Genomic DNA, 17,931 nt, shown 5'->3' on the forward strand with positions numbered 1-17,931 from the left:
ACGCGATCTTGACGCCTGTGGATGGTCGGGGTGGCCGGATTCGAACCGACGACCTTCCGCTCCCAAAGCGGACGCGCTACCAAGCTGCGCCACACCCCGTCGGTGCGACACGTAGGGTACATGCCCGCGGACCCCCCGGCTGCCGGTTATTCGACTGGTGGGCAAGGGTGTGCGGGGAACGGTGGAGAACCGCTACCATGCATCTCGTGCCGCGATCCGGGTGATCATGCCTGGGCGGAGGTGTCCGGGTGACCGGTGCATCCGTGTACGCGGCGTGTGCGGGCGTAGCTCAATGGTAGAGCCCCAGTCTTCCAAACTGGCTACGCGGGTTCGATTCCCGTCGCCCGCTCCACTGCTTTCGGCCCGGCCCGGGGAACTCCCCGGAGCCGGGCCGTTTGCTTGTGCGCACACGTACGTACGCCCGGGCATCCGCTCCCCCGTGACGCGGGGCGCGGATGCCTCAGGGGTTGAGCCAGGGCGGCGTCAGGGATTGATGTCGGCAATCGCCTCGGCGGCCGAGTCGAGGAACTTCTGGATGTCCGGCGCGACGTTGGACGAGGCGAGCAGGAAGCCGAAGAGGATCGCGACGAGGGCAGGGCCCCACTTGACCCGGCCATTCCGGATCATTATCACCAGGATGATGCCCACCAGCAGCACCAATGACAGGGAAATGGCCACAACATCCCACCCTCAGTCGCACACGTCTCACAGGCCCCGGAAGCACGCGACCCCGCACACCCCCGCAGCCACCATCGTGCCATCAACTCCCGCCGCTCAGCAGTGGGATGGAGCGATATACGGTCACCTGTGCACACGCCACCCACCCCTCCGGTACCCATCCGGTAAGCGCTCATTCAAAGGGCCCCGGGTGATGCTTCCCACAACTCCGCGCGGCGCCCGGCCGATTAATTCCGACCGCCCCGGATGATCTCGGACGGAAATTCGGAATTCGTCCGGTGACCACTCGACGGGGTGACAAAACATCAATGAATCAGACATTCCGCCAGAGCCTCCTGCGGGGCATATGCCCCAATTAAGTAGGATGAAAGTGGCCAGAACGGACAGTCTTGGCCGAGATATCGAATGATCGCATCGCTTTGTCGACTCCTCGCCGACTTCCCGAGGTCGGCTATCAGTCGCGATGCGAAGACCATGAACGGAAAGCAAACAGAACGAGGTTTTACGCAATACAGGTTTGAGCGCTATCGTGCCTTAGATGTTTCACGCTGCCATGACTCCCCCACGCGCAGTGAGGTCCCGGGTGGTCTCCCCCAGTTCCTGGTGGGAGGGCCTGTGACCAACTCCCTGCGCCCGCACGGTTATCAGCGGACCCCCCTCCCCCAGGAGGCGGCGCCCACTCCCCCTACGCCGCGGGCCGAAGAACCCGGGCAGCAGGCGTCCACTCCGCCCGCCCCCAGCGCCCCCGCCGGACGAAAGCCCAAACAGCGGGACGCGTTCTTCGACAACGCGAAGTACCTCGCGATCGTGCTGGTCGCGATGGCCCACTCCTGGGAGCCTCTGACCGACGCCAGCCGCACCGCGGAAGCGCTGTACATGGTCGTGTACACCTTCCACATGCCGGCCTTCATCCTGATCTCCGGCTACTTCTCGCGCAGCTTCGACATGCGGCCGGACCGGCTCAAGCGGCTGGTCACCGGCGTAGCGGTGCCCTACGTGATCTTCGAGGTCGCGTACACGCTGTTCAAGCGCTGGGCGGACGACGACCCGACGTACGACTTCAGCCTGCTCGACCCCTGGTACCTCACCTGGTTCCTGATCGCGCTGTTCGTATGGCGGCTGTCCACTCCGCTGTGGAAGCTGGTGCGCTGGCCGATCCCGCTCTCGCTCGCGATCGCCACTCTCGCGGCGGTCTCGCCCGACATCGGCGACGACCTGGACATGCAGCGACTGCTGCAGTTCCTGCCGTTCTTCGTCCTCGGCCTGTGCATGAAGCCCGAGCACTTCCAGATGATCCGCCGCCGCTCCGTGCGGATCGCGTCCGTGCCGATCTTCGCGTGCGCCCTCGTCTTCGCCTACTGGGCGGCGCCGCGGATGACCTCGGTGTGGTTCTACCACCGCGACAGCGTCCAGGAGCTGGGCGCGCCGCCGTGGACCGGCCCGGTGATGACGCTCGCCCTCTTCGGCTGCTCGGTCGTGCTGGTGAGCTGCTTCTTCGCCTGGGTGCCGCGGCGGCACATGTGGTTCACGGTGCTGGGCGCCGGAACGCTGTACGGCTACCTGCTGCACGGCTTCCTCGCCAAGGGCTCCCGCTTCTGGGGCTGGTTCGACAACCACGAGTGGCTGCACAAGCCGCTGGGGGAGATCGCGGTCACGGTCATCGCCGCCTCCGTGGTCACCGTGCTGTGCACGCCTCCCGTCCAGCGCGCCTTCCGCTTCGCCATGGAGCCGAAGATGGCCTGGGCCTTCCGTAAGGATCCCGCCGAACAGGCCCGCAGCCGTACGGCGACGTCGGCCTAGCGCGCCGACGGCCACGACGCGAAGGGCTGGACCGCGGACCCCACGGGCCAGCCCTTTCACGGCTTCGGAGGCGGTCCGGCCCTTTCACGGCTTCGGCGTGGTGCGGCGCAGCGCCGCACGGGCCGGGAGGGCCGTCGCCGCGAGGCCGAGCACCACGGCGGCGCCCGCGAAGCCCGCATAGGTGAGCGGCGGCACGTACGGGTCCTCGCCGGTCAGACCGCGCATCATCGGCACCAGCGTGGCCAGGGCGATCGCCGTGCCCAGGGCGATGCCCGCCGTGGCCACCAGCAGCGCCTCCCAGCGCACCATCCCGAGCACCTGCCGCCGGGTGGTGCCGATCAGCCGCAGGGTGCCCAGTTCGCGGCGGCGGTCCAGCACCGTCATCACCAGGGTGTTGACGGCGGCGACGGCTGCGAAGCCGCCGAGGACGGCCGCCATGACGGTGTTGGCCCAGGCGTTCAGTTTCCGGTCCTCGTCCTGGGCCGCCGCGTAGCCGTCCCGGTCGGTGACCTGCTCGCCGAGTCGGCCGAGCGCCGCCGCGACGGCCTCACGGTCGGCCCCTTCGGCGTCCCGCACCAGCACATCGCTGTCGAACGACGACGTCACATGGCCGGCCAGCGCCGTACGGGGCAGGGTGAGCTCGGCGATGCCCAGTCCGCGCCCGTAGATCGCGACCACGGTGGGCGAGATCCTCGTACCGTCCGGAAGGTGGAGGGCGAGCCGGTGGCCGATCCGGGCGTGGGCCGCCTTCGCCAGGAGCGCGTCGACCGCCACCCGGCCCGGCCCCAGGGCGTCCAGGCGCCCCTTACGGACGTCCAGGTCCTGTACGGCCGCCAGGTCGCGGCCGCTCCCCGAGACGCCCTGTGTCGACGCGGTCCGCAGCCAGCGGCCGTCGCCCGAGCCCACCGGGACCAGCGCCCCGGTGCGCAGCAGCCCCACCGACGCGGCCACGCCCCGTACCGAACCGGCGCGGGCCGCGGTACCGGAGGGGAGCCCGGCAGGGGCGGAGATCACGTGGTCGGCGACGATGCCCGCCCGCCGCTGGTGGTCGCCCGCGTGGTCCTCGCTGGTGTGCATGAACACGAGCGTCGAGGAGAAGGCCATGGCCAGCACGATCGGGGTGATCGCCGAGGCCAGGCGGCGGGCGTTGGCCCGGCTGTTGACCGAGGCCAGATGGGCCGACGCCGGTCCGGCGCGCAGCGGCAGACCGATCAACCAGGCGCACAGCCGGGCGATGACCGGGCCGAGCAGGGCCACGGCGAGCATGAACAGCATCACGACCCCGAGGGCGGCGTTGGCCGCGTCGTCGCCGGAGGCGGAGGCGGCGACGCCGGTCATGACGATGCCGCCGGCGAGGGCCGCGGCGCCGAGGACCGTACGGATCACACCGGGCCGCAGCCGTTCGACGGCCGCCTCGCCCAGCGCCCGCCCCGGCGGGATCCGCGCCGGGCGGCGGGCGGCCATCAGGCCCGCCAGAAGCGAGGTGAGAAGGCCGGCGCCGACTGCGGTGACCAGCGGGATCCAGGAGACGGAGAGCTCCACGGGCCCCGGAATGGCGCCCTTCTCCTTGAGCTGTCCGAACCACCAGTGGGCGAGCGCGTACCCGGGCAGCAGGCCGGCCGCGCCCGCGAGCGGGGCGACCAGCAGCACCTCGGCCGCGACGGAACGGCGGATCTGGCGCGGGGTCGCGCCGATCGCCCGCAGCAGGGCCACCTCGCGGCCGCGCTGGCCGACGGAGAGGGCGACGGTGCCCGCAGTGGTGAAGACGGCGACGGCGGTGGCGATGCCACCGAAGGAGCCGCCGAGCCCCATGAGCGTCTCCCTGGCGTTCGCGAGCGCGGGCTCCTCGATGGCGCCGCGGCCGCCGCCGGTGTGCACGCGCGGGGAGTGCGCCGCGCCCTTCACGGCCCGCTCCAGATGGGCGGCCAGCCGGTCGGGGGTGGTGCCGGGGCGGGGGCGGACGAGGACGGCGTCCACGGTGGTGAGATGGCCGCTCAGCGCCCGGGCCCGGTGGTCGGTGAACCACGCCGTAAGGCCGTCGCCGTCGGCGCCGCCCGCCTTACGGGTCACACCGGAGACCCGGAACGTGTGGCGGCCGTCCGGGGCCGACACCGTGATCCGGCCGCCGACGCCGGTACCCGCCGCACGGGCGGCCCCGGGGCTGAGGACCGCCTCGCCGTCCCGGGGCGCCGCGCCCGAGGCGAGCGCCACCCCCGTGAACGGCGCCGCGCCCCAGCCATGGCCGGTGAGCGCCCCATGGGCGGTGCGGAGCGGGAAGGTCACATCCGGGGCCGCGGCCGCGGCCCCGGGAGTGCGGGCGGCGGTGGCCACCAGAGAGGCGTCGAGCCGGGCACGGTCGGGGACCTGCTCGGATTCGTCCGAGCGGCCGTCGCCGTGGCCGATGACGTAGTGCACCCGCTGGTCGGCGGCGATCACCACCGGGGCGCCCGCATAGCGCTGCGGCGGTACGGAGGCCCGGATCCCGGTCTCCAGCAGGATGCCGCACGCGGACACGATCGCCGCGGCCACGGCCAGGGCGATGAAGGTGCCCGCGAAGGCGGACGGCTTGAAACGGACGGCGGCCCGGGCCAGTCCGTTGGTGAGCGGCCTCACCGGGCCCCCTCCGCGGCCCAGGCCGTGGCGGGAGCCGGAGTGCGGGCGGTGAGGCGGGTCATCCGCTCGGCGATCTCGTGGGCCGGGGCGCGGAGGAGCCGGTCGGCGATCGCGCCGTCGGCGAGGAAGAGCACGCGGTCGGCGTAGCTCGCGGCGACCGGGTCGTGCGTGACCATCACGACGGTCGCGCCCAGCGCGTCCACGGCCTGCCGCAGGAGGGTGAGCACCTCGGCGGCGGTGTTGGTGTCCAGGGCGCCGGTCGGCTCGTCGGCGAAGACGACATCGGGGCGGGTGACCAGGGCGCGGGCGATGGCCACCCGCTGCTGCTGGCCGCCGGAGAGCTCACCGGGCCGCCGCCTGGTCTGCTCACCCAGCCCGACCTGGGCGAGCACCTCACGGGCCCGGCGGCGGTCGGGGCGGGTGCCCGCGAGCCGCATCGGGAGCAGCACGTTCTGCTCGACGGTCAGGGAGGGGAGGAGGTTGAAGGACTGGAAGACGAACCCGAGGCGGGCCCGGCGCAGCGCGGTGAGCTTGTTCTCACTCATTCCGGTGATTTCGGTGCCACCGAGCCGCACGGACCCGGCGGTCGGCCGGTCGAGTCCGGCGGCGCACTGCAGGAACGTCGACTTGCCGCAGCCCGAGGGGCCCATGACGGCGGTGAAGCTGCCGCGCGGAAGGGCGAGGTCGATGCCGCGCAGGGCGTGGACGGCGGTGCGGCCACGGCCGTAGCGGCGCTGGATGCCGTGGAGTTCGATGGCATGGGCGTCGTGGTGCGGCGCCGGTGCCGCCGTCTCTCGCCGCTTGCGCAGCCGCATGGTGGTGACCCTTCCGAGGAGTTCGCCCGATTCCCCTCGAACGTACGGATCGCGGCCCGTTGGCAGCCATGACGGCGACCGGCGTATCCGGGGTGGGGTTAACCCCCGCCGTAAGGCGCCACCGGACAGTCAGCGGAAAGGTGCGGCTACTCGCGGCAGATCAGCAGCAGGGCCCGGTCGTCGTTGACGTCCTTCGCGACCGTCTCGATCAGATGCCAGGCCGCGCCGTGGAAGCCGGAGCCCACGTAGCGGTCCGCCTCACCCGTAAGGCGGTCGATGCCTTCGCTGATGTCCCGGTCGGCGGTCTCGACGAGGCCGTCGGTGAAGAGCATCAGGACGTCGCCGGGGCGCAGTGTGCCCTTGGTGGGGTCGAACTGGGCGCCGTCGTAGACGCCCAGCAGCGGGCCGTCGGCGGACTTCTCCTCCCACTTGCCGGTGCCCGCGCTCAGCTGGAGCGCGGGCAGATGTCCGGCGGAGAAGAGCTCGAAGTCGCCGCTGTCGAGGTCGAGGACGAGATGGATGGAGGTCGCGAAGCCCTCGTCCCAGTCCTGGCGCAGGAGATAGCCGTTGGCCGCCGGGAGGAAGCCGTGCGGGGGCAGGGAGCCGAGGAGGCCGCCGAAGGCGCCGGAGAGCAGCAGGGCGCGCGAGGCGGCGTCCATGCCCTTGCCGGAGACATCGGTGAGGACGACCTCGAGAGTGCGGCCGCCGCCGGTGCGGGCGGCGACGACGAAGTCACCGGAGAAGGACTGCCCGCCGGCCGGGCGCAGCGCCATCTCGCGGTGCCAGCCGCGCGGCAGACCGGGCAGCTTGCTCTGGACGCGGATGCGCTCGCGCAGGTCGAAGAGCATGGTGCCGCCGCGCCGCCAGGGCACCCCGACGCGGCTGCGGAACTGGGCGATCAGCAGGCCGAAGAAGCCGACGGCGGCGACGACCAGGATGGTGCCGGGGGTGACCCGGGAGGAGGCGTCCTCCTCGGTGTACGGGCCGAGCACGGCGGACTCCACGATCAGGGCCGTGGCGGCCGCCGCGTAGAGGGCGAGCAGACTGGCGGGGCGCAGCAGCAGCCCGCCCGCGACGATGGGCAGGACGAGGGCGGACGGGGAGCACCAGTCGGGCTGGGCGATGGTGCCTCCGGCGATGGCGGGGATGCCGAGGAGCAGCGCCGTCAGGGCGAGTCGGTCGGAGCCCTCGCCGCGGAAATAGTCCACTCCGGCTTTGCGCACGCCTGTGCGAGCCCGGTGCAGAGCTCTGCGCATCCGGGCCCACGGAGTGTCCAAGCCGCCAGTCATTGCATCGGGACCCTACCCACCCGTTCGGACGCGCGTCGATTCGTGGCGCGTTGAACCACCCAGCCAGGGGGGCAATAGTAAGCGAAATTCGTTCGCGTGTACGGGAAACGGCTGCTAGGGATGGGAATATGAGGACTGAGCTACGCGTGCTCGACCCATCGATTTGGGATGATTGGTACGGAAAACTGGTACTCGCATTCGGAGGAGTTCCCGAAGCGCCGGAGGAATCCGCGCTCTGGAGGGAGTTGACCGAATGCGAGCGCTCGATCGGCGCGTGGGACGGCGCCGACATCGTCGGCACGGCCGGGCTGTTCAGCTTCCGGCTGTCGGTTCCCGGTGGCGCGATCGTCCCCGCGGCCGGCGTCACCATGGTGAGCGTGCAGGCCACGCACCGGCGGCGCGGGGTGCTGCGGTCCATGATGCGGCGGCAGTTGGACGACATACGTGCGGCGGGCGATGAGCCGCTGGCCGTTCTGACCGCATCGGAACCGGACATCTACGGACGGTTCGGGTACGGCGCCGCCACGCAGAACGCCTACGCCGAGATCGACACCACCCGGGTGCGGCTGACCGTTCCCGAGGGCACCGACGACGTGCGGCTGCGCACGGTGCCCCCGGAGTCCGCCGTCGAGGCGTGCGAGGCGGTCTACGCCCGGCGGGTGTCCGCGCGGCCGGGCATGCTGGAGCGGCGCCCCGGCTGGGAGCGGCTGCCGCTGCTGGACCCGCCCGGCGATCGCGAGGGGGCGTCCCCGCTGCGCTGTGTGCTGGCCGAGTCGGGCGGCGAGGTCACCGGCTATGCGCGCTTCGCGGTCAAGCCCGACTGGGATCTGGCCGGGCCCAAGGGCACGGTCGTCCTGCGCGATCTGGAGGCCCTGGACCCGGCGTCCTACGCGGCGCTGTGGCGCCTTCTCTTCGAAACCGACCTGACCTCGGTGATCCGGACCGGCTCCCGCCCGGTCGACGATCCGTGGCAGCACCTGGTCTCGGACATCCGGCGGTGTGCCGTAAGGCTGCGCGACTCGCTGTACGTCCGCCCGGTGGACGTGGGGGCCGCGCTCGAGAGGCGGACGTACACGACCCCGGTGGACGCCGTCCTGGAGGTCACGGACCCCTTCTGCCCGTGGAACGAGGGGCGCTGGCGGCTGAGCGGCGACACCAAGGGCGCCTCCTGCGAGCGCACGCAGGACGCCCCCGACCTCCGGCTGGGCGTACGGGAGCTGGGGGCGGCGTATCTCGGCGGGGTTTCGCTGACCGCGCTGGCGGGTGCGGGACGCGTCCAGGAGACCCGCCAGGGCGCCCTTACGGAGGCCGCGACGGCCTTCGCCGCTCCGGTCGCCCCATGGTTGCCCCACGGCTTCTGACAGCTTCGTGGCGGCGGATACGGCCCTGAGGGCGAGCGGCCCGGCGGCCGTCTCAAGGGCGCAGCCCTACGGCCGCCGCCTTACGGGCGCTGTCTTACGGCCGCTGCCCTAGGGGCCACTGTCTTACGGCCGCCGCCTTACGGCCGCTGGCAGTCGGGGCACCAGAAGAGGTTGCGGGCGGAGAGATCGGCGGTGCGGATCTCGCCACCACAGACATGGCAGGGCTGTCCGGCGCGCCGGTAGACATAGACCTCACCGCCGTGGTCGTCCACGCGCGGCGGGCGGCCCATCGCCTCGGGGGTGTGCTCGGGGCGGACCGTGTCGATCCGGTTGTTTCGCACCCCCTCGCGCATCAGCGCCACCAGGTCGGCCCAGATCGCGTCCCATTCGGCGCGGGTCAGCGCACGGCCGGGCCGGTAGGGGTCGATGCCGTGCCGGAAGAGCACCTCGGCGCGGTAGACGTTCCCGACGCCGGAGATCACCTTCTGGTCCATGAGCAGCCCGGCCACGCTCACCCGGCTGCGGGAGATCCGGGCCCAGGCCCGCTCGCCGTCGTCCGCCGGGCGCAGCGGATCGGGGCCCAGCCGGTCGTGGATCGCCTGCTTCTCCCCGTCGGTGATCAGCGCACAGGCGGTGGGGCCGCGCAGATCCGCGTAGCCCTCGGGGTTCGCCAGCCGCAGCCGGACCGTGTCGGTGGCGGGCGGCGCGGGGGCCGGGCCGAAGGCGTACGTACCGAAGAGCCCGAGGTGGACGTGGACCCAGCCGGTGGCCGCGAAGTCCAGGAAGAGGTGCTTGCCGTGGGCCTCGGCGTGGTGCAGCGGCTGGCCGTCGATCAGCCCGGCGCCGTCGGCGAACTTCCCCTGCGGGCTGGTGGCCCGGACGGGCCGGCCGCCGAAGGTTGTGAGGTGGTCGGCGGCCAGCCGGTGGATCGTGTGCCCTTCGGGCATCAGTCGCCTTGCGGGTGGTGGGCCGGGATGGGCGGCAGCTCGCCGGTGGTCTCGTAGGCGCTGAGCATCTCGATACGACGGGTGTGCCGCTCCTCGCCCGAGTACGGGGTGTTCAGGAAGATCTCGACGAACTTGGTCGCCTCTTCCCGCGTGTGCATCCGGGCGCCGACGCTGATCACGTTGGCGTTGTTGTGCTCACGACCGAGGGCCGCGGTCTGCTCGCTCCAGGCAAGTGCCGCGCGCACCCCCTTGACCTTGTTCGCCGCGATCTGCTCACCATTGCCGGATCCGCCGATCACGATGCCGAGGCTCTCCGGGTCGGCCGCGGTCCGCTCCGCGGCGCGCAGGCAGAACGGCGGGTAGTCGTCCTGCGCGTCATAGACGTGCGGGCCGCAGTCGACGGGCTCGTGGCCGGCGGCGTTGAGCCACTCCACGAGGTGGTTCTTGAATTCGAAACCGGCATGATCCGAGCCGAGGTACACGCGCATATTCCGAGTGTGTCATGGCCGTGTGACCCCCGCCGCCCCGGGTAGGCGTCGCATAAAACTCTGTAGCGCCAAGGAACCTCATGAAAACCTCAAGTAACAATCTGGAATCAAAGGTTCAACTGGCGGACCTCCTGAGATTCACTGGCGTCGCTCGTAACGCGAGAGCAAAGGAATCCAGCACATGAGCGCACAACCTGCGACCACGCCGGAGCAGCAGGCTCCCGGCGATCCGGGCTCGCCCGACGGCCTGAAGGCGGGGCTCAAGAACCGCCATCTGTCGATGATCGCGATCGGCGGGGTGATCGGCGCCGGTCTGTTCGTCGGCTCCAGCGCGGGTATCGCGAAGGCCGGTCCCGGCATTCTTGTCTCGTATGCGCTGGTCGGCCTCATGGTCGTCTTCGTCATGCGGATGCTCGGCGAGATGTCCGCCGCCAATCCCACCTCCGGCTCCTTCTCCGCCTACGCCGACCGGGCGCTCGGCCGCTGGGCCGGTTTCTCCATCGGCTGGCTCTACTGGTTCTTCTGGGTCGTGGTGCTGGCGGTCGAGGCCACCGCCGGCGCCAAGATCCTGGAGGGCTGGTGGCCGGCGGTCCCGCAGTGGGGCTGGGCGCTGATCGTCATGGTGGTGCTCACCGCGACCAACCTGGTCTCGGTCGGCTCCTACGGTGAGTTCGAGTTCTGGTTCGCCGGGATCAAGGTCGTGGCGATCGCCGCGTTCATCGTGGTCGGCGGGCTCGCGGTCTTCGGGGTGCTGCCGCATTCGGACAACGAGGGCGCGGGCCTGTCCCACCTCACCGATCACGGCGGCTTCCTGCCGAACGGGCCGGGTGCCATCCTCACCGGTGTGCTGCTGGTGGTCTTCTCCTTCATGGGCAGCGAGATCGTCACCCTCGCGGCCGGTGAGTCCGAGGACCCGCAGCGGGCGGTCACCAAGGCCACCAACAGCGTGATCTGGCGTATCGCGGTCTTCTACCTGGGCTCGATCTTCGTCGTGGTCACGCTGCTGCCCTGGGACGCCAAGGCGATCGCCGACGACGGCAGCTATGTCGCGGCGCTGGACTCGATCGGCATTCCGCACGCCGGCGACATCATGAACGTGATCGTGCTGACCGCCGTGCTCTCGTGTCTGAACTCCGGCCTCTACACGGCCTCCCGCATGGCCTTCTCGCTCGGCCAGCGCGGCGACGCCCCGGCCGCCTTCGCCCGCACCAACTCCCGCGGCGTACCGGCGGCCGCGATCCTCGGCTCGGTCGTCTTCGGCTTCGTCGCGGTCTGGTTCAACTACCAGTGGCCGGACACGGTCTTCACCTTCCTGCTGAACTCCTCGGGTGCGGTCGCGCTCTTCGTCTGGCTGGTGATCTGCTTCAGCCAGCTGCGGATGCGCGGGATCATCCTGCGCGAGAACCCCGAGAAGCTGATCGTCCGGATGTGGCTGTTCCCGTATCTGACCTGGGCGACGATCGCGATGATCTCGTTCGTCCTGGTCTATATGCTCACCGACAAGGACGGGCGCGAGCAGGTGATCCTCTCCGCGCTGGTGGCCGCGCTCGTGGTGGCCTTCGCCCTGGCCCGGGACCGCCTCGCCGCCGGCCGCGCCGTCGACCCGGCCGCACCCTCCGATGCCTCGGCCAAGGAGACGGCGGCCCCGTAGAGGCACGCTCTGCTGAATTCCCCTGTGCCCCTGGGCGGCGGTATACCGGCCGCCGCCCGGGGGCACAGCCGTGTCCGGGGACTGGGGCCGGTGGGCTGTGTCCGGGGGCCGCGTACGGGGGCTGTCTCGGGCGCTGCCGTACGGGAGCTGTGCCGGGCTCAGACGACGCGCGGAAGGACCCGCTCCGCGAAGGCCCGGACCGCGTCCAGCACGCCCATGCCCCGGTGCCCGACACCGGGCACGATGTCGAGGGTGACGTCGATGCCCAGCGCGGTGTAGTTGTCCCGCAGCGCGGTGATGCGCTCCACGCGGGTGCGGCCGACGGCGTCGGCGCCGTCCATCCAGTTGGAGTCACCGGGGTTGTTGATCTCCCAGGTCTCGGTGTCCTCCGCCCCGACCGCCATGTGCACGGGCACCTTACGGATCTCCTCCAGCCGCAGCGGCACCCCGAAGCGCTCCTCGAACCCCGCCGTGCCCAGCCACCACTCGCGGTCGGGATCGATCAGCGTGACCCGGCCGGGCGCGCCGATGGACACTCCGCAGAGCCGCTCCGGGTGCAGATACAGGAAGCGGTGCGCGAACTGCCCGCCGCCCGAGAAGCCCTGCAGCAGAAAGCGCTCGGTGTCGATGTGGAACCGCTCCCCCGCCTCGGCCACCATCGCCAGCAGCTCCTCGTCGTAGCGGATGCCGCGGTACTCGATGAACTTGAAGTTGTGCAGATCCTCCGGGTCCCCGATGCCCGCCGGGAACAAGGGGGTGAGCACGACACAGCCGTGCCGCTCGGAGAACTCGGCCATCGCGTCCCGGTACTGGGCCGCGGTGCGCGCGGTGCCGTGCTGGATCACCATCAGCGGCAGCGGGGTGTCGGTGGTCTCGTGCACCGACGGGATGTGCAGGCCGAACGAGAACCGCTGGTCGTGCCGGGAGGCGAACCAGGTGGTGGAGCCGGTGCGGTAGAACGCCTTGGTGGTCTTGACGCGGGGGGTGGTCACGTATCGCTTCCTTCTGCCGTGGCGGGTGCCGCCACGATCCGGGGCGGCCCGCACACCGCTCAAGATGATTGCCTCCTGAGCGTCAATACCTTCGGCCTCAGCGGCGCCGGCTCTCAGCGGTGCAGCGCGGAGAGCAGATCGACGCCGAGGTTGCGCACCGCCGCCTCGTCGAGCTGGTAGTGCACCCGCGCCCCCTCCCGGTGGGTGTGCACCATTCCGGCCTCCCGCAGCTTGCGCAGATGCCGCGACATCTGCGGGGGCGTCATCTCGAACTGGGTGGCCAGTTCCGTCGTCGTCATCGACTGCCGCAGCAGCGCCCGGCACATCCGGATGCGCAGCGGCTCGTCCAGCGCCCGCAGCCCGCGCATCACCACGTCCAGGGCGGTCGGCTCGGCGCCCGCCGCGTCGCGCACCGGGTACTGCACCACGACCGGGTAGCCGGGGTAGTGCTTGATCGCGAGATGCGGGTTGATGTGCAGTGACGGCACCAGCAGACAGGGGCTGTCGGCGAGGCTGGCCCGCGCGTTGTAGAGCTTGTCGAAGACCACCCGGGGCGGGTCCTGCTCCATGCGGGCGGTGGGGAATCCGGCCAGCACCGCCGCCCCGTAGCGGGACTGCTCATGGCCGCGGATCCGGGCGTCGGCCTCCAGAGTGGCGCGCAGCCGCGTCCACTCCGCCTCGAAGACCTCCTCGGCGACGGCGGACAGAAAGGCGACCAGGCCGTCCCGGAACCCGGCCGGATCGGCCAGCAGCCGCAGCCCCAGGTCGAACCGGCGCTCGGAGAGCTGCCGCAGCCGGGCCAGGAAGCGCTCCGGCGAGCGGCCGCCGCGTCGGGGCCCGGAGCCCGGGCCATGGCCGTTCTTGCCGACGAGCGCCTGCTCGGTCATGGTCGTGAAGGTCTCCACGTCCAGCCGCGCCACCTCCGCCAGCTCCTCCTCCAGGTCGCGCTCCGGGCCCGGGGTGAGGGGCAGCAGATAACGGGCGCGGAAGGCTCCCCACAGCGGCGCCCACAGCCCGGCCCGCTCCAACAGCCGTTCGTCCGCGCCGTGCAGGACCGCTCCCACCCAGCGCCGGCTGGCCGGATGGTGGCGCGGTCCGTCCAGCGCGTGCAGACAGGCGCACAGTTCGGCGAGCGGGGACAGGCGGGTGCTGATGCGGTGCTCCGGGGCGGGCCCCAGCTCGATCACGACGGGCATCCGGGCAGCGTCGGCCATTGATGCCTTCCAGTCAATCGTCTTGTGGGGGCCGCGGGCGGAGGCGCAAGCTCCAGCCCACTTCGCCTTCCCCTCCCTCGCCTGGAGCGTCCCCATGCCTCCTCTCCTCAGGAACGGCCCGCGTCTGGCAGTGGTGGTCGCCCTCGTGGCCACGGTGAGCAGTGCGTGCACCATCGGTTCGCTGGACGACTCGGGCGCCGTCGCCGACTACCCCTCCCGCGGGCTGTCGATCCTCGCTCCCGGGAGCGTCGGCGGCGGCTGGGACGCGCGGGCGCGCGGCATCGGTTCGGCGCTCACCACCTGCAAGACCATCGACGAGGACGTCACGGTCACCAACGCCCCGGGCGCGGGCGGCACCATCGGGCTCGCCCGGATGGCGGGGCGGGGCGGCGATCCGTACCAGCTGATGACCATGGACACGGTGACCATGATCGGCGGCGCCATCCAGAACCACTCCCCCGTGGAGCTGTCCGAGCTCACTCCCGTGGCGGGGCTCACGGTGAGCACGAGCGCGATCGTGGTGCCGGCCCGTTCCTCCTTCCGCGATCTGCGCTCGGTGCTGGCGGCCATGCGGAAGGACCCCAAGCGGACGTCCTGGGTGGGCGGTTCGCTGGGCGGCCCGGACCACATCACGGTGGCCGCCCTCGCCAAGGCCGCGGGAGTCTCGGCGCGCAAGGTCACCTATGTGCCCACCGGTGGCGGCGGGGAGGTGCTCAACCTGCTGCTGAGCGGGGCCTCGAAGGTCGGCCTGTCCACGCTGACGGAGGTCCGTCCGCAGATCGAGGCCGGGAAGCTGCGGGTCCTCGCGGTCAGCGGCGACAAGGCCCCCGAGGGCATCGACGCCCCCACTCTCTCCGCACTCGGCTACGGCGACGAGAGCGTGGTGAGCGTCGGCGGGGTCATGGCCCCGCCCGGGCTGAGCGACGACGAACAGCGGGCGATCGTGAAGGTGGTGGACCGGATGCGCCGGACTTCGTGCTGGAAGCGGGCGTTGCGGCAGAACGACTGGAAGAGCGTGTGGGTGCCGGGGAAGACGTACGGCGCCCTGATCGACAAGCAGCAGCGCCAGGTCGGCCAGGCGCTCACGTCCGTGGGGTTGGGCTCATGAGCGCGCGGGACGAGGCGGTGAGCACACCGGACGAGGCGGTGAGCACGCGAAACGATGTGGCGGCGGCCACGGGCGCGCCCGGCGCCGCGGCCCCGGCGGAGGGGCCGCTCTGGGGCCCGCGGGTGGCCGCGCTGCTCTTCCTCGCCGCGGGCCTGGCCGTGCTGGGCTGGGCGTTCGCCATCCCTGAGGGCGCCATCGACCAGGACGTGGGCCCCCGGGCGTTCCCCCTGCTGGTCGGCGTGGGGCTGTGCGTCGCGGCGTCGGTCGCCGTCGTGCAGGCGTTCCGCGGCAGCGACCCGGTGCTGGCCGAGCAGGCGCGCGAGGAGGCCCGGCTCACCGAGTGGCGCCCGGTGGCGGCCCTGCTCGCGCTGCTGGTCGGCTATCTGTTCGCGCTGGCCCCCTGCGGCTACTGGCAGTCGACCGCCGTGCTCTTCGCACTGGTCGCGCGGGTGCTCGGCAGCCGCCGGCTCCTCCGTGACGCCCTGATCGGCCTGGTGCTCGCCCTGGCCGTGTACTTCCTCTTCGACCGTCTGCTGGGCATCCATCTGCCGCCCGGCATCGTCCGATTGGCGTTCTGACCATGGATGTCCTCAACGACCTCATGGGCGGTTTCGGCAGCGCGTTCAGCCCCATGCATCTGCTGCTGGCGTTCGCGGGCTGCACACTCGGCTCGCTGGTCGGCGTGCTGCCCGGCCTGGGCCCGGCCACCACGGTGGCGCTGCTGCTCCCGCTCACCTTCGTCTTCGACCCCACCGGAGCGCTGGTGCTCTTCGCGGGCATCTACTACGGCGGGATGTACGGCGGTTCCACGACGGCCATCCTGCTGAACGTGCCCGGGGAGACGGCGTCGGTCCCCACGACCCTGGAGGGTCATCCGATGGCCCGCTCCGGGCGCGCCGGGGCCGCGCTCGCCACAGCCGCCATCGGCTCGTTCGTGGCGGGCACGATCTCCACCGTAGGGATCACCTTCGCGGGCCCGGCCATGGCGCAGATCGCCGAGAAGATCCAGCCCGCCGAGTACTTCGCCGTGATGATCCTCGCCTTCGCCACGGTCACCGCGGTCGTGGCCGACGCCCCGGCGCGCGGGCTGTGCAGCCTCTTCCTGGGCCTGGCCATCGGGCTCGTCGGCATCGACGGCCTCACCGGCCAGGCGCGCTACACCTTCGGGGTGCCGGAGCTGTACGACGGGATTCAGATCGTGGCCGTCGCCGTCGGGCTCTTCGCGATCGGGGAGGCGCTCCACACCGCGGCCCGGCTGCGGCGGGCGCCCGAGGAGCGGGTGCTCCCGGTGGGCGGCAAGATCGGGATGAGCCCCGAGGACTGGCGGCGGTCCTGGAAGCCGTGGCTGCGGGGTACGGCGATCGGCCTGCCGATCGGCGCCCTGCCCGCGGGCGGCGCGGAGATCCCCACGTTCCTGAGCTACAACGTGGAGAAGCGGCTGTCCCGGCACAAGAAGCAGTTCGGCAAGGGTGCCATCGAGGGGGTGGCGGGCCCCGAGGCCGCCAACAACGCCGCGTTCTCCGGGGTGTTGATGCCCCTGCTGACGCTGGGCATCCCCACCTCCGCGACGGCCGGGGTGCTGCTGATCGCGTTCCAGATGTACAACGTGCAGCCAGGGCCCCAGCTGTTCGAGACCCAGTCGGCGCTGGTCTGGACGCTGATCGCCAGCCTCTACATCGGCAATGTGATGCTGCTCGTGCTCAACCTGCCGCTGATCCCGCTGTGGGTGAAGCTCCTCCGGCTGCCGCGCCCGCTGCTCACCGCGGGCATCCTGGTCTTCGCCGCCCTGGGGGTGTACGCGCTGTCGCAGAACGCGGTCGACCTCGGCATCGCGGTGCTCTTCGGCGTCCTGGGCTTCGGCATGCGCCGCACCGGCTATCCCGTCGCCCCGCTGATCCTGGGCGCCGTGCTGGGCCCGATGGCGGAAACCCAGTTCCGGCGCGCGCTGGCCTTCAGCGAGGGCGACTGGACGATCTTCTTCACCCGCCCGCTCTCCGCGGCGATCCTGTGCCTGTCGCTGATCGCCCTGGTCGGCCCGATGGCGGCGCGGGCGTTCCGCCGGACGCGGGGACGCGAACCGGAGACGGCGGGCTGACCACCGCGGACCATCGCGAACCACCGGGGCCCCGCGCGAGCCGTCCGCGCGGGGCCCCGTGGTGTCGGGGGACAGTCTCCCCACGCACACCTCTTGTCACCGACCGGCCGGGTCACGGCCCAGGTCGCGGTCCCGGCCCAGGCGCCTGGCCGGGGCGCTGCTGTCCGTCCTGCTGACCTCCACGGGGGTGGGCGCCGTGGCGTACGCGGCGCCCTCGGCCGCGGCAGCCTCCGCTCCACAGATCGACGTCCCCGCCGCGCCCATGGGCTGGGCGTCGTGGAACAGCCTGGCCAGCCAGATCGACTACGACACGATCAAGGCCCAGGTGGACGCCCTGGTGTCCTCCGGCACGGCCGAGGCCGGGAACGAGTACGTCAACATCGACGAAGGGTGGTGGTGGGGCACCCGCGACAGCAAGGGCAACATCACCGTCGACACCCAGCAGTGGCCCGGCGGGATGAAGGCCATCGCCGACAGACGCCGTCGGCCACCGCGATGCTGTCCCACTTCGACCAGGGCCTGCACCCCACCGCCCAGCACACCGGGTATGACAACGACCCGGACATGCTCATGGTCGGCATGAGGGGATCCAACGCCACGCTCGACCGCACCCATATGAGCCTGTGGGCGATCTCCGGTGCCCCGCTGCTCGCCGGGAACGACCTCACCGCCATGACGCGGGAGACCGCCGCCAACCTCACCAACCCCGAGGTCATCGCCGTCGACCAGGACCCGCGCGGGCGCCTCCGTCCGTGACGTCTGGAAGCGCGCCCCGGTGGGCACCCATAGCGGCGGCTGCACCGCCACCGTCCCGCCCGGTCAGCTTGAGCGGCGGCCCGGACAGCATCACCGTCCAGGACCTCCCCGGCACCGACGGCGT

The 17,931-nt window shown here is 71.6% G+C and carries 14 protein-coding genes, 2 tRNA genes and 1 pseudogene; 8 read left to right on the forward strand and 9 right to left on the reverse strand.

Annotated features, from left to right (window positions below):
* Positions 1 to 22 precede the first annotated feature (22 nt).
* Positions 23 to 99: transfer RNA gene (locus tag BLV72_RS10510), tRNA-Pro, on the reverse strand.
* A gap of 179 nt (positions 100 to 278) precedes the next feature.
* Here BLV72_RS10510 and BLV72_RS10515 point away from each other — a divergent pair.
* A tRNA-Gly gene (locus BLV72_RS10515) sits at positions 279 to 352 on the forward strand.
* A gap of 131 nt (positions 353 to 483) precedes the next feature.
* Here the strand turns inward: BLV72_RS10515 and BLV72_RS10520 are convergent.
* Positions 484 to 678: a hypothetical protein gene (locus BLV72_RS10520; RefSeq protein ID WP_078641423.1), complete on the reverse strand. Its 195-nt coding sequence runs from the start codon at positions 676 to 678 to the stop codon at positions 484 to 486.
* A gap of 615 nt (positions 679 to 1,293) precedes the next feature.
* Between BLV72_RS10520 and BLV72_RS10525 the strand changes: the two genes are divergently transcribed.
* Positions 1,294 to 2,478 carry an acyltransferase family protein gene (locus BLV72_RS10525; protein ID WP_093461785.1) on the forward strand — a complete coding sequence of 395 codons (1,185 nt, stop codon included), beginning with the start codon at positions 1,294 to 1,296 and terminating at the stop codon, positions 2,476 to 2,478.
* An 84-nt stretch (positions 2,479 to 2,562) separates the two neighbouring features.
* On the opposite strand, the gene BLV72_RS10530 is transcribed toward BLV72_RS10525, so the two are convergent.
* The 3 genes from BLV72_RS10530 to BLV72_RS10540 all read right to left on the reverse strand — a co-directional run bounded on the left by BLV72_RS10530 (position 2,563) and on the right by BLV72_RS10540 (position 7,195).
* On the reverse strand, positions 2,563 to 5,091 hold the full coding sequence (locus BLV72_RS10530) for an ABC transporter permease (RefSeq protein WP_093461787.1): 2,529 nt from the start codon (positions 5,089 to 5,091) through the stop codon (positions 2,563 to 2,565).
* On the reverse strand, positions 5,088 to 5,906 hold the full coding sequence (locus BLV72_RS10535) for an ABC transporter ATP-binding protein (protein ID WP_093461788.1): 819 nt from the start codon (positions 5,904 to 5,906) through the stop codon (positions 5,088 to 5,090). Before BLV72_RS10535 ends, BLV72_RS10530 begins: the two co-directional genes overlap by 4 nt.
* Positions 5,907 to 6,052: 146 nt before the next feature.
* A complete protein-coding gene (locus BLV72_RS10540; RefSeq protein ID WP_093461790.1) occupies positions 6,053 to 7,195 on the reverse strand; it encodes a PP2C family protein-serine/threonine phosphatase in 1,143 nt (380 codons plus the stop codon).
* Positions 7,196 to 7,323: 128 nt separating this feature from the next.
* Between BLV72_RS10540 and BLV72_RS10545 the strand changes: the two genes are divergently transcribed.
* Positions 7,324 to 8,556: a GNAT family N-acetyltransferase gene (locus BLV72_RS10545; protein ID WP_093461791.1), complete on the forward strand. Its 1,233-nt coding sequence runs from the start codon at positions 7,324 to 7,326 to the stop codon at positions 8,554 to 8,556.
* A gap of 137 nt (positions 8,557 to 8,693) precedes the next feature.
* Here the strand turns inward: BLV72_RS10545 and BLV72_RS10550 are convergent, their stop codons facing one another.
* Both BLV72_RS10550 and BLV72_RS10555 read right to left on the reverse strand, forming a co-directional pair.
* Positions 8,694 to 9,503: an Fpg/Nei family DNA glycosylase gene (locus BLV72_RS10550; protein WP_093461793.1), complete on the reverse strand. Its 810-nt coding sequence runs from the start codon at positions 9,501 to 9,503 to the stop codon at positions 8,694 to 8,696.
* Positions 9,503 to 9,991 carry a ribose-5-phosphate isomerase gene (locus BLV72_RS10555; RefSeq protein WP_093461794.1) on the reverse strand — a complete coding sequence of 163 codons (489 nt, stop codon included), beginning with the start codon at positions 9,989 to 9,991 and terminating at the stop codon, positions 9,503 to 9,505. Before BLV72_RS10555 ends, BLV72_RS10550 begins: the two co-directional genes overlap by 1 nt.
* 181 nt (positions 9,992 to 10,172) lie before the next feature.
* Between BLV72_RS10555 and BLV72_RS10560 the strand changes: the two genes are divergently transcribed.
* Entirely contained in the window at positions 10,173 to 11,642 is a 1,470-nt protein-coding gene (locus BLV72_RS10560) for an amino acid permease (RefSeq protein ID WP_093461796.1), read from the forward strand.
* A 158-nt stretch (positions 11,643 to 11,800) separates the two neighbouring features.
* Here BLV72_RS10560 and BLV72_RS10565 read toward each other — a convergent pair whose 3' ends face one another.
* A complete protein-coding gene (locus tag BLV72_RS10565; protein WP_093461797.1) occupies positions 11,801 to 12,634 on the reverse strand; it encodes an alpha/beta hydrolase family protein in 834 nt (277 codons plus the stop codon).
* Between the two features lie 113 nt (positions 12,635 to 12,747).
* Positions 12,748 to 13,830 carry a DUF5937 family protein gene (locus BLV72_RS10570; RefSeq protein WP_093470286.1) on the reverse strand — a complete coding sequence of 361 codons (1,083 nt, stop codon included), beginning with the start codon at positions 13,828 to 13,830 and terminating at the stop codon, positions 12,748 to 12,750.
* A gap of 112 nt (positions 13,831 to 13,942) precedes the next feature.
* On the opposite strand from BLV72_RS10570, the gene BLV72_RS10575 reads away from it, so the two are divergent.
* The 4 genes and pseudogenes from BLV72_RS10575 to BLV72_RS10590 all read left to right on the forward strand — a co-directional run.
* Positions 13,943 to 14,956 carry a Bug family tripartite tricarboxylate transporter substrate binding protein gene (locus BLV72_RS10575; RefSeq protein ID WP_093461799.1) on the forward strand — a complete coding sequence of 338 codons (1,014 nt, stop codon included), beginning with the start codon at positions 13,943 to 13,945 and terminating at the stop codon, positions 14,954 to 14,956.
* Positions 14,953 to 15,534 (forward strand): tripartite tricarboxylate transporter TctB family protein, encoded by a 582-nt coding sequence (locus BLV72_RS10580; protein ID WP_093461801.1) that lies wholly within the window; start codon positions 14,953 to 14,955, stop codon positions 15,532 to 15,534. Before BLV72_RS10575 ends, BLV72_RS10580 begins: the two co-directional genes overlap by 4 nt.
* A 2-nt stretch (positions 15,535 to 15,536) precedes the next feature.
* Positions 15,537 to 17,051, forward strand: coding sequence for a tripartite tricarboxylate transporter permease (locus BLV72_RS10585; protein WP_093461802.1), 1,515 nt, complete (start codon positions 15,537 to 15,539; stop codon positions 17,049 to 17,051).
* 145 nt (positions 17,052 to 17,196) lie between these two features.
* Positions 17,197 to 17,792: pseudogene (locus BLV72_RS10590) on the forward strand (alpha-amylase family protein); the annotation flags it as partial.
* Positions 17,793 to 17,931 lie beyond the last annotated feature (139 nt).

Source organism: Streptomyces melanosporofaciens, from assembly GCF_900105695.1.
GTDB classification, from domain to species: domain Bacteria; phylum Actinomycetota; class Actinomycetes; order Streptomycetales; family Streptomycetaceae; genus Streptomyces; species Streptomyces antimycoticus.

Bases quoted from the DNA above. Each gene is read 5' to 3' on its own strand.
- BLV72_RS10535 (WP_093461788.1), bottom strand. From the start codon at position 5,906: ATGCGGCTGCGCAAGCGGCGAGAGACGGCGGCACCGGCGCCGCACCAC.
- BLV72_RS10540 (WP_093461790.1), bottom strand. From the start codon at position 7,195: ATGACTGGCGGCTTGGACACTCCGTGGGCCCGGATGCGCAGAGCTCTG.
- BLV72_RS10545 (WP_093461791.1), top strand. From the start codon at position 7,324: ATGAGGACTGAGCTACGCGTGCTCGACCCATCGATTTGGGATGATTGG.
- BLV72_RS10550 (WP_093461793.1), bottom strand. From the start codon at position 9,503: ATGCCCGAAGGGCACACGATCCACCGGCTGGCCGCCGACCACCTCACA.
- BLV72_RS10555 (WP_093461794.1), bottom strand. From the start codon at position 9,991: ATGCGCGTGTACCTCGGCTCGGATCATGCCGGTTTCGAATTCAAGAAC.
- BLV72_RS10560 (WP_093461796.1), top strand. From the start codon at position 10,173: ATGAGCGCACAACCTGCGACCACGCCGGAGCAGCAGGCTCCCGGCGAT.
- BLV72_RS10570 (WP_093470286.1), bottom strand. From the start codon at position 13,830: ATGCCCGTCGTGATCGAGCTGGGGCCCGCCCCGGAGCACCGCATCAGC.
- BLV72_RS10575 (WP_093461799.1), top strand. From the start codon at position 13,943: ATGCCTCCTCTCCTCAGGAACGGCCCGCGTCTGGCAGTGGTGGTCGCC.
- BLV72_RS10580 (WP_093461801.1), top strand. From the start codon at position 14,953: ATGAGCGCGCGGGACGAGGCGGTGAGCACACCGGACGAGGCGGTGAGC.
- BLV72_RS10585 (WP_093461802.1), top strand. From the start codon at position 15,537: ATGGATGTCCTCAACGACCTCATGGGCGGTTTCGGCAGCGCGTTCAGC.